General features: G+C 67.1%; 7 protein-coding genes and 1 pseudogene (1 of these 8 cut by a window edge). 3 read left to right on the forward strand and 5 right to left on the reverse strand.

Features of this window, described 5'->3' with window-relative positions; genetic code table 11:
- A pseudogene (locus A2X88_03595) lies at window positions 1–1,666 on the forward strand (histone deacetylase) (it extends 206 nt beyond the left edge of the window).
- On the opposite strand, the gene A2X88_03600 reads toward A2X88_03595, so the two are convergent.
- From A2X88_03600 to A2X88_03615, 4 genes are all read right to left on the reverse strand, one after another.
- Window positions 1,631–2,803 (reverse strand): aspartate aminotransferase, encoded by a 1,173-nt coding sequence (locus A2X88_03600; protein ID OGP35209.1) that lies wholly within the window; start codon window positions 2,801–2,803, stop codon window positions 1,631–1,633. The pseudogene A2X88_03595 and the gene A2X88_03600 sit on opposite strands and share 36 nt — an antisense overlap.
- A gap of 227 nt (window positions 2,804–3,030) precedes the next feature.
- Window positions 3,031–3,666 carry a hypothetical protein gene (locus A2X88_03605; protein OGP35210.1) on the reverse strand — a complete coding sequence of 212 codons (636 nt, stop codon included), beginning with the start codon at window positions 3,664–3,666 and terminating at the stop codon, window positions 3,031–3,033.
- Entirely contained in the window at window positions 3,645–4,607 is a 963-nt protein-coding gene (locus tag A2X88_03610; protein OGP35237.1) for a hypothetical protein, read from the reverse strand. The genes A2X88_03605 and A2X88_03610 overlap by 22 nt, the downstream gene beginning before the upstream one ends.
- Window positions 4,608–5,542: 935 nt before the next feature.
- Window positions 5,543–5,836 (reverse strand): hypothetical protein, encoded by a 294-nt coding sequence (locus A2X88_03615; GenBank protein OGP35211.1) that lies wholly within the window; start codon window positions 5,834–5,836, stop codon window positions 5,543–5,545.
- Between the two features lie 54 nt (window positions 5,837–5,890).
- Here A2X88_03615 and A2X88_03620 point away from each other — a divergent pair, with 54 nt between their 5' ends.
- Together A2X88_03620 and A2X88_03625 are read left to right on the forward strand one after the other, a co-directional pair.
- Window positions 5,891–6,982 carry an aminoglycoside phosphotransferase gene (locus tag A2X88_03620; GenBank protein ID OGP35212.1) on the forward strand — a complete coding sequence of 364 codons (1,092 nt, stop codon included), beginning with the start codon at window positions 5,891–5,893 and terminating at the stop codon, window positions 6,980–6,982.
- Window positions 6,979–7,524 (forward strand): hypothetical protein, encoded by a 546-nt coding sequence (locus tag A2X88_03625; GenBank protein OGP35213.1) that lies wholly within the window; start codon window positions 6,979–6,981, stop codon window positions 7,522–7,524. Before A2X88_03620 ends, A2X88_03625 begins: the two co-directional genes overlap by 4 nt.
- 25 nt (window positions 7,525–7,549) lie before the next feature.
- Here A2X88_03625 and A2X88_03630 read toward each other — a convergent pair whose 3' ends face one another.
- Window positions 7,550–8,092, reverse strand: coding sequence for an O-acetyl-ADP-ribose deacetylase (locus A2X88_03630; GenBank protein OGP35214.1), 543 nt, complete (start codon window positions 8,090–8,092; stop codon window positions 7,550–7,552).
- Between the last annotated feature and the right edge of the window lie 293 nt (window positions 8,093–8,385).

An 8,385-nucleotide genomic window follows, 5' to 3' on the forward strand; every position in this document is an offset into this window, starting at 1 on the left:
CCTGATCGTCAGCGAGGACCAGCGGAAAAATATCCGCGGCTTCGCGCTGCTGCTCGACTTCACCGACCTGTCCTTCTGCTACCTCGATTTCATGTCGGCGGCGCCGCAGAAGACGGGAGGCGGGATCGGGGGCGCCCTCTACGAGCGGGTCCGGGAGGAGTCGCTGCTGCTCGGGGCCGCAGGGGTCTTCTTCGAGTGTCTTCCCGACGACCCGGCCCTGTGCGCCAACCCGGAGGTCCTGAAGCAGAACGCCGCCCGGCTGAAGTTCTACGAGCGGTACGGCGCCCGCCCGATCGTGAACACCGGGTACGAAACCCCGATCACTCCCGGGACCGACTCCCCCCCCTATCTGGTTTTCGATGACCTGGGACAGGACCGGAAGCTTTCGCGCGACGAGGCCCGGCGGTTCGTCCGGGCGATCCTGGAGCGGAAGTACAAGCAGATCTGCCCGAAGGAGTACGTGGAGAAGGTGGTCGCCTCCTTCCGGGACGACCCGGTCCGGCTGCGGGAGCCGAAATACACGAAGGTCGCCACCTCCCCGGGCGTGCGGCATGTCCGGTCGGTCGAGTTCTCGATCGCCCTGGTGGTGAACGACCGGCACAAGATCCACCATGTCCACGAGCGGGGGTACGTCGAGACCCCGGTGCGGGTGGACTCCATCCTGAAGGAGCTGGAGCGGACCGAGCTGTTCGACACGCTCGAGGTCCGCCACTTCCCGGAGAAGCATATCCTCGACGTCCACGACCGGAAGTATTACGAGTACTTCAAGAAGATGTGCGCCATGCTCGACCCCGGCGAGTCGGTCTACCCGTACGTGTTCCCCATCCGCAACACCGCCCGCCCCCCGCACGACCTTCCGGTCCGCGCCGGGTACTATTGCATCGACACCTTCACCCCGCTGAACCGCAACGCCTACCTGGCCGCAAAGAGAGCCGTGGACTGCGCGCTGACCGCGTCGGAGGCGGTCCTCTCCGGGTACCGGATCGCCTACGCCCTCGTTCGCCCCCCGGGCCATCATGCCGAGCGGCGGTCCTTCGGGGGGTTCTGCTACTTCAATTCCGCCGCCGTCGCCGCGACTCACCTGAGCGCCCAGGGGAAGGTCGCGGTGCTGGACATCGACTACCACCACGGCAACGGCACCCAGGAGATCTTCTACGAGCGTTCGGACGTCCTCACCGTCTCCATCCACGGCCATCCCAACTTCGCCTACCCCTACTTCACCGGCTTCGCGGACGAGACCGGGGCCGGGGCAGGCGAGCGGTTCAACCACAACCTTCCTCTGGTGGAACATGTGGACGGCCCGCACTACCGGGAGGCGCTCAAGCGGGCGCTCGGGAAGATCTCGAAATTCGCCCCCCGCTTCCTCGTGGTGTCGCTGGGGCTGGACACGGCGAAGGGGGATCCCACCGGGAGCTGGACCCTCACCCGGAAGGACTTCGAGGCGAACGGGGAGATGATCGGCTCGCTGAAGCTGCCGCTGATCGTCGTCCAGGAGGGTGGCTACAGCACCCGGGTCATCGGGAGCAACGCGCGGCACTTCTTTCTCGGACTCTGGGCCGGTGTCCACGGCAGACGGTTCCTGCCCGACGTGGAAGGGAACCGGAAACCGGAGCCGGGCGGACCGCGGAAATCAGACCCAGCCCCGCTCCCGGAAGAAGGCCGATAACCGGTCCAGCCCGCGGTCGATGTTCTCCGTGGAGTTCGCATAGGAAAACCGGAGGTACCCCTCCGCCCCCTCCCCGAAATCGATCCCGGGGGTGACGGCCACCCCGGCCGACTCGAGAATCTCCATCGCGAGCGAGAGCGAGTCGGCCCGGATGTGACGCGCGTCCGCCAGGACGTAGAAGGCCCCCGCCGGAAGGCGCTTGACCCCGAGCCCCAGCTCCCGGATCCTGCCGACGACGTGGCGGCGCCGGGCATCGTAGGCCCGCCGCATCCGGGCGACATCCTCCGCGCATTCGCGCAGCGCGACGATCCCGGCATACTGGACGAAGCTGTTCGCGCTGATGAAGAAGTTCTGGTGCAGGTTCTGCAGCGTCCGGATCGCCTGCCGCGGTGCGACCAGGTACCCGAGCCGCCACCCGGTCATCGCGAACGCCTTCGAGAATCCCCCCAGGACGAAGGCCTCCGGAGAGAACTCCAGCGCGCTGCGCTCCTCCCCCTCGTAGGTCAGCCCGTGATAGATCTCGTCGGAGATCAGCGGCACCGGCAGGGAGGCGAGCTCCGCAAGCCAGTCGCTCGGAATCACCGAGCCGGCCGGGTTCGAGGGGGAATTGATCAACAGGCCCCGCACCCGCGGTGAAATCATCGTCCGCACCCGGGACGGGTCCGGCTGGAACCCCTCCTCCTCCCGGGTCCGCAGGAACCGCGGGACCCCGCCGACGAACCGGATGAAGTCCGGGTAGCATGCGTAGGAAGGGTCGGACAGGAGGATCTCATCCCCCTCCTCGAGCAGGGCGGCGAACAGCAGCATCATGAGCGGGCTCGTCCCGGAAGAGACGAGAATCTGACCGGGGAGCACCTCGACGCCGTATCGACGGCGATAGTGGACGGCGATCTCCTCCCGAAGGTCCATCCGCCCCAGAGAATGGGTGTATTGCGTCTCTCCTCCCCTAAGCGACCGGATGGCCGCCTCGACCACCGCCCCGGGAGTGGGAAAATCCGGTTCCCCGAGGCAGAGGTAGACGATGTCGCGTCCCTCCGCCTCGAGCGCCTTCGCGCGCTCCATCACCTCCATCGCCAGGAAGGGGGAGACCCCCATGGCCCTGCGGGAAAACCGGATCGGGGAATTTTCGCGGGTCATTTCGTACGATTATACCTGGAACGGTATGGGAAAACCGGCTCTCCCCGGGAGAGTCGCGACTCGGTCACGGTCCGCCCGGTCCTTTCCCCTTTCTCAACAGGGAATGTGGAAAGGCTGTGGAATACCCTGTGGGGAATTTTTCTCGCCCCCGTCCAGCCCCGATCCTCCGGCACCCGTTTTCCGGAACGCTCAGGTTGCCTTTTTCTTGTGCAATCGAAAGGCCGCCCTCACCCGAGGAAATGGTCCAGCTCCGGGACGGAAAAACCCGCCGCGCGAAGCCTCTTCCGGACCGACGCCACGTCGATCGTGGAGATGCGGACGAAGGCGGCGAAATTCCCCTGGTGCGGAGAGACGATGAGGCTTTTCACCTCCAGGTCCATCGCCCCGAGCGTTTCGATCATCTTCTGGATCGCCTTCGTGGACTGGGGGAGGATCACCTCGATGCGGACCCCGATCTCCTCGATCCGGAGGGTGTCGATGAAGGCGGCGAGGATGTCCGCCTTCGTGAGGATCCCCACCAGCCTTTTCCCCTCCACCACCGGGAGGCCCCCGAACCGCCTCCGGTGCAGCAGGAGCAGGGCGTCCTCGAGGGTGTCGAAGGGGCTCACCGTGACCACGTCCCGGGTCATGATATCCCCCACATTCCGGCCCGCCACCATCGCCTCCCCCGCGATCTCCGCCGCCGCCTTCTTCAGGGCGAAGTTCCGCAGGTCGGATCCGGTCACGATCCCGACGAGATTCCCCTGCGTCACGACGGGGAGGTGGTGGATCCGGTGCACATGGAGCAGGTCCCCCGCCCGCAGAAGCGTGTCCTCGGGCGTCACCGTGACGGGAGTTCGAGTCATCCGCTTTCCGACGAACATGGCTCCCTCCTTCCCTGAAGGGTCATGAGATGCGCCACCGCCGACGCGGCGAGGGAGGCCCCGTTGTACCCTCCCTCCAGGACGGAAACGATCCGCCCCCCGCAGAAGCGGTCCGCCACCTCGCAGATCCGCCTGGTCATGTGGACGAAGGAACGCACCGTGAGATCGAGGTCCGCGATGGGGTCGTCCCGGTGGGCGTCGAAGCCGGCCGAGACCAGGATCAGGTCGGGCCGGAAAGACTCGATCTCCGGGATCACCTCCCGGTCGAACGTCTCCAGGAATTCGTCGTCTCCCGTATGCGGCTTCAGCGGAATGTTCAGCGTGAACCCGTAGCCCTCCCCCTTCCCCCGGTCCATCCTCCGGCCGGTGCCGGGGAAGGAGAAGGACGGGTGCTCGTGGAGGCTGCAGAAATAGGTGAGCGGATCCTCCTCGAAGATCTCCTGGGTCCCGTTCCCGTGATGCACGTCCCAGTCGAGGATGAAGATCCGCTCCGCCCCGTAGGCGGCCCTCGCGTACACGGCCCCCACCGCCACGTTGTTCAGAAAACAGAACCCCATCGCCGTCGCCTTCCCCGCGTGGTGCCCCGGCGGCCGCACGGCGCAGAATATGTTGTCCACCCTCCCGTTCATGACGGCGTCCACCCCGGCCATCACCCCCCCCGCCGCGAGCAGGGCGACCTCGAAGCTTCCGGGCCCGATCGAACAGTCCCTCGTGGAGAAGGTCCGCTTCCCCTCCTGCACGGCCGCGCGGAAGCGGTCCAGGTACTGGGGCTCGTGGATCCGCTCGAGGAATTCCCGGTCGGGCATGTAGGGCTCCAGGGAGATGAGGCTTTCGTGGAGCCCGTTTTTCCCGATCTCCTTCCAGATGGTGTGGAGACGTCTGGGGCTCTCCACGTGGCCGGTCCGGGTACGGTGCCCGAGGTAGTCGCCGGAGGTGACGATCCCGGTTTTCCTTGGGGTATTCGTGTAGATGACCTTGTGCCCGTCCCAGGGGCTCGAAGAGAGGAGAAACGCCTTCCCGAGGGGGAAGTGGAACTCCTCCCGGAACTCCTCGTCCCGGAAAAGGGAATAGTATCCCTCACGGTTCCGGTATGCGGGGATCTTCGCATCCCTCCGGAAGAGAGCAAAGTCGTAGGCATGGTTCAGCCGGTCGATCTCGATCTCCCGGACCGGGATCCCCCGCTCCCGAACGAGGGCGCGCAGGCGGTCCCTCATTCTCCTGAGCTCCGACCGGTCGAGGCAGTCGAACCCCTCCTTCGCCCAGTAGTATTTCCCCACCGAGAGGGAGGCCTTCAGCCGGAACTCGTTGAAGCCCAGGTTGCGGAAGAGCGACTCGTACCGCCGGAACAGGGAGGAGGCGTAGCCGGAGCTCTGCTCCCGGACCCGGACATGCTCGATGTAGACGATCCGCAGCCGTTTCCCCCGCAGGTACCCGCGCAGCCCGAACCGGCGGTCGTACAGAGAGAAGAAGTAGAGCGTCAGCTCCCCGACCGCCTCGCCGCCGTGGTGGATCTGCGTGTCGTAGATCACCCGGTCCTTCCCGAAGAGGAACAGGCTTTCCCGGTGATCGAACTCCTGGGTCCGGGCGGAGAGGAGGCCGAAGAGATCGTCGGGCACGATGAGGTTCCGGAAGATGGACTCCCACCGGGAGAGGAGCCTGCGCCGGGAGGGGACCTTGCTGACGAGGAACTTCTTTTCCGATCCCTCCTTTTTCAGGATGCTGGGGTTCAGCTCCGCCCCGAACAGGTTTCGTTCCCCGATCAGTTTCTCGAGCCCCCGCAGGATCGCATCCCGCGGCAGTGGGGTGCCGTAGCAGATTCCCTCGATCGGCGGCTGGGGTTTCCTCCCGGGCATCGGTTCCCGCGGGTCGTCGGCGGCTACCGCGGAAAGGCGGCAGGATCCCGGAACGGCGGTGGTTCGCTCGCCCACGCCTTTTTCCGAAGACGGGACAGCTTCCGGAGGGCATGCTCCTCCCGAAGCGCATCCCCCCGGCTCGCGCAGGGCCGTTTCCCGAGCAGCCGACGCGGAGGGTGGATCCGGGTGAAGGCGGCGCCCCTCCCGGACAGGTGCGCGCGGAAACGGGCTTCCGGATCCTTCGCGATCCCCGTGTAGATCCTCCCGCCCCGGCATTCGATCATATAGACCCACCAGGCGGGCTGCATGGGGGCCATTATATCCCCGATTCGAGGTAGAATCATGGGAAGCGCAGGCGAAGGAGGTGCCCCATGCCCGACCTGGCCCGCGATCAGCTCGTTTTCTACCTCGAATCCCTCGTCGGCACACCGGTCCGGGTCCTGGGGCTCGCCCCCCTGGGCGAGAAGGTCCGCACAGGAGCCGTCAAGCAGTACGGCTACGGCACCCCCGTCCTGGTCGAGTACGAAACCGCGGGCGAGCGGCGCAAGGCGGTCCTGGAGACGGTCAGCCCCGGCCCCTTCGGACACGAGCAGATGGAGGACCGCGCCCAGATGATCCTGTGGAGCCATCGCGCCTACAATGCGCTGCCGCTCCACGCCCGTTCCCTCGACGTCGGAGCCTTCCGGAAGGGGGGATCGCTCGTTTCCCTCGGACAGATGGAGGAACTGTTCCTGCTCGTCGAGTATGTGGAAGGGAGCGGGTACATCCAGGACCTCGCCCGGATCCAGGCCGATGGCCGGCTGGAAGATCGGGACACCGCGCGGGCGGACGCCCTCTGCGACTACCTGGCGGAGATCCATTCGGTCCCGGGGAACGACCCGGGGCTCTACATCCGCCGCGTCCGGGAACTGCTGGGACACGGGGAGCTGATCATGGGGGTGGCGGACAGCTATCCACCCGGGCACCGGTTCGTCACCGACGGAACCCTGGAGGAGATCGAGCACCGCTGCGTCTCCTGGCGCTGGCGGCTCAAGGAGCGCGCACACCGGCTGCGCCAGGTACACGGGGATTTCCATCCGTACAACATCCTCTTCGGGGAGGGGACCGCGTTCCGCGTGCTCGACCGCTCCCGGGGAGAATGGGGGGAGCCGGCCGACGACGTCACGTCGATCACCGGCAACTACCTCTTCTGCTCCCTGCAGCGTTCCGGCCGGCTCGAGGGAGCCTTCGAGACGCTGTTCCGCCGCTTCTTCGACCGCTACCTGGATCGGACCGGGGACCGGGAGCTCCTCGCGGTGGCCGCCCCCTTCTTCGCCTTCCGGGGGCTGGTGATGGCGAGCCCCGTCTGGTACCCGGCGCTGGGGGAGGGGGTGCGACGGACGGTCCTGCGGTTCGTCCAGGCGGTCCTGGACGAGGAGGCTTTCGATCCGTCCCTCGTGAACGCCTACTGCGGCGCCGCATGAAGCGGGATCCGGAATTCGCGGTCTGGATCACCGGACTGCCCGCCTCCGGGAAATCGACCCTGTCCCGGGCCCTCGAGCAGGAGCTCGCGGCCCGCGGGATCGACATCTGCATTCTCGAATCGGACGCGGTCCGGAAGTTCCTCACCCCGGAGCCCCGGTACGACGACGCGGAGCGGGAGGCCTTCTACGGGGCGGTCGCCCACATCGGGAGAATCCTGACCGGGCATGGCGTGCCCGTCCTCTTCGACGCCACGGCGAACCGGCGGAGCTACCGGGACCGGGCCAGGGCGCTCCTCCCGAAATTTCTCGAGGTCTATGTCGAGTGCCCGCTCGCGGTCTGCGTCTCGCGGGACCCGAAGGGGATCTACCGGAGGGGGATCGAGGGGACCGCGCCCGGCGTCCCGGGGCTTCAGGCTTCGTATGAACCTCCCGAGCGCCCGGACGTCGTCGTCCGGGGCGACCGCGAGGATCCCGGTGCGGCGGCGCGGCGAATCGTGGAAGCGCTGTCCGCCCGCGGATACCTGGAAGGAGTGAGACGATGACGGATCGGCGCGAAGGGATCGGGGATCACAGGAGTTCGAGCGCCTTCCGGTACGCCAGGAAGGTCCCGGAGTTGAAGAGGACGAACCGCACCTCCCCCGGCGCCTTCTCCTCCGTCTCGAGAAAGGAAGCGACGGCCGCCAGGGCAACCCGGGCGGCCTCCTCGACGGGATAGCCGTAGGCCCCGGTGCTGATCGACGGAAAGGCGACGGTGCGGAACCGTTCCCGCGCCGCGATCCGGAGGGAATTCCGGTAGCAGGATGCCAGCGTTTCGGCCTCTCCCCGCGCTCCTCCCCCCCAGACCGGGCCGACGGTGTGGATGACATGGCGCGCCGGAAGATCCCCCCCGGTCGTGACCACCGCCTCCCCCGGGGGGCAGCCGCCCTGCCGCTCCCGGATCTTCCGGCATTCCTCGAGAATCGCGGGTCCGCCCGCGCGGTGGATCGCCCCGTCGACGCCGCCCCCCCCGAGCAGGGTGGAGTTCGCGGCGTTCACGACGGCATCGACCTCCTCCCCGGTGATGTCCCCCTGCAGCAGGCGGATCGTACCGCCGCCGAACTTCCGCTCCATCCGTGTCCCTCCCCCGGTGGTATCATGACCCAGGCACTCCTAATTGTAATCCCTCCCGGCGGGAGGTCCAACGGCGCATGCTTCCGGTCGAAATCCTGGCGGAGCGGAAGAACCTCGAGGCGATGGAGCGCGGGGAGTTCGGTACCCGATGAACGCCGGGGTCCCCGCCGCCTCGAATGTTTCGGCGAGAATATTGCGCGCGCTCCGGAAGAGGGAGCCGCTTAGGCGCTTTCTCTGCGCGCTCTGCCCCGCGGCGGAAGCGGCCGGCGGTCAGCCCTGGATCGTGGGGGGCT

Source organism: Deltaproteobacteria bacterium GWC2_65_14 (genome assembly GCA_001797615.1).
Taxonomy (GTDB): domain Bacteria; phylum Desulfobacterota; class Deferrimicrobia; order Deferrimicrobiales; family Deferrimicrobiaceae; genus GWC2-65-14.

Bases quoted from the DNA above. Each gene is read 5' to 3' on its own strand.
- A2X88_03615 (OGP35211.1), bottom strand. From the start codon at position 5,836: ATGGCCCCCATGCAGCCCGCCTGGTGGGTCTATATGATCGAATGCCGG.
- A2X88_03625 (OGP35213.1), top strand. From the start codon at position 6,979: ATGAAGCGGGATCCGGAATTCGCGGTCTGGATCACCGGACTGCCCGCC.
- A2X88_03600 (OGP35209.1), bottom strand. From the start codon at position 2,803: ATGACCCGCGAAAATTCCCCGATCCGGTTTTCCCGCAGGGCCATGGGG.
- A2X88_03630 (OGP35214.1), bottom strand. From the start codon at position 8,092: ATGGAGCGGAAGTTCGGCGGCGGTACGATCCGCCTGCTGCAGGGGGAC.
- A2X88_03620 (OGP35212.1), top strand. From the start codon at position 5,891: ATGCCCGACCTGGCCCGCGATCAGCTCGTTTTCTACCTCGAATCCCTC.
- A2X88_03605 (OGP35210.1), bottom strand. From the start codon at position 3,666: ATGTTCGTCGGAAAGCGGATGACTCGAACTCCCGTCACGGTGACGCCC.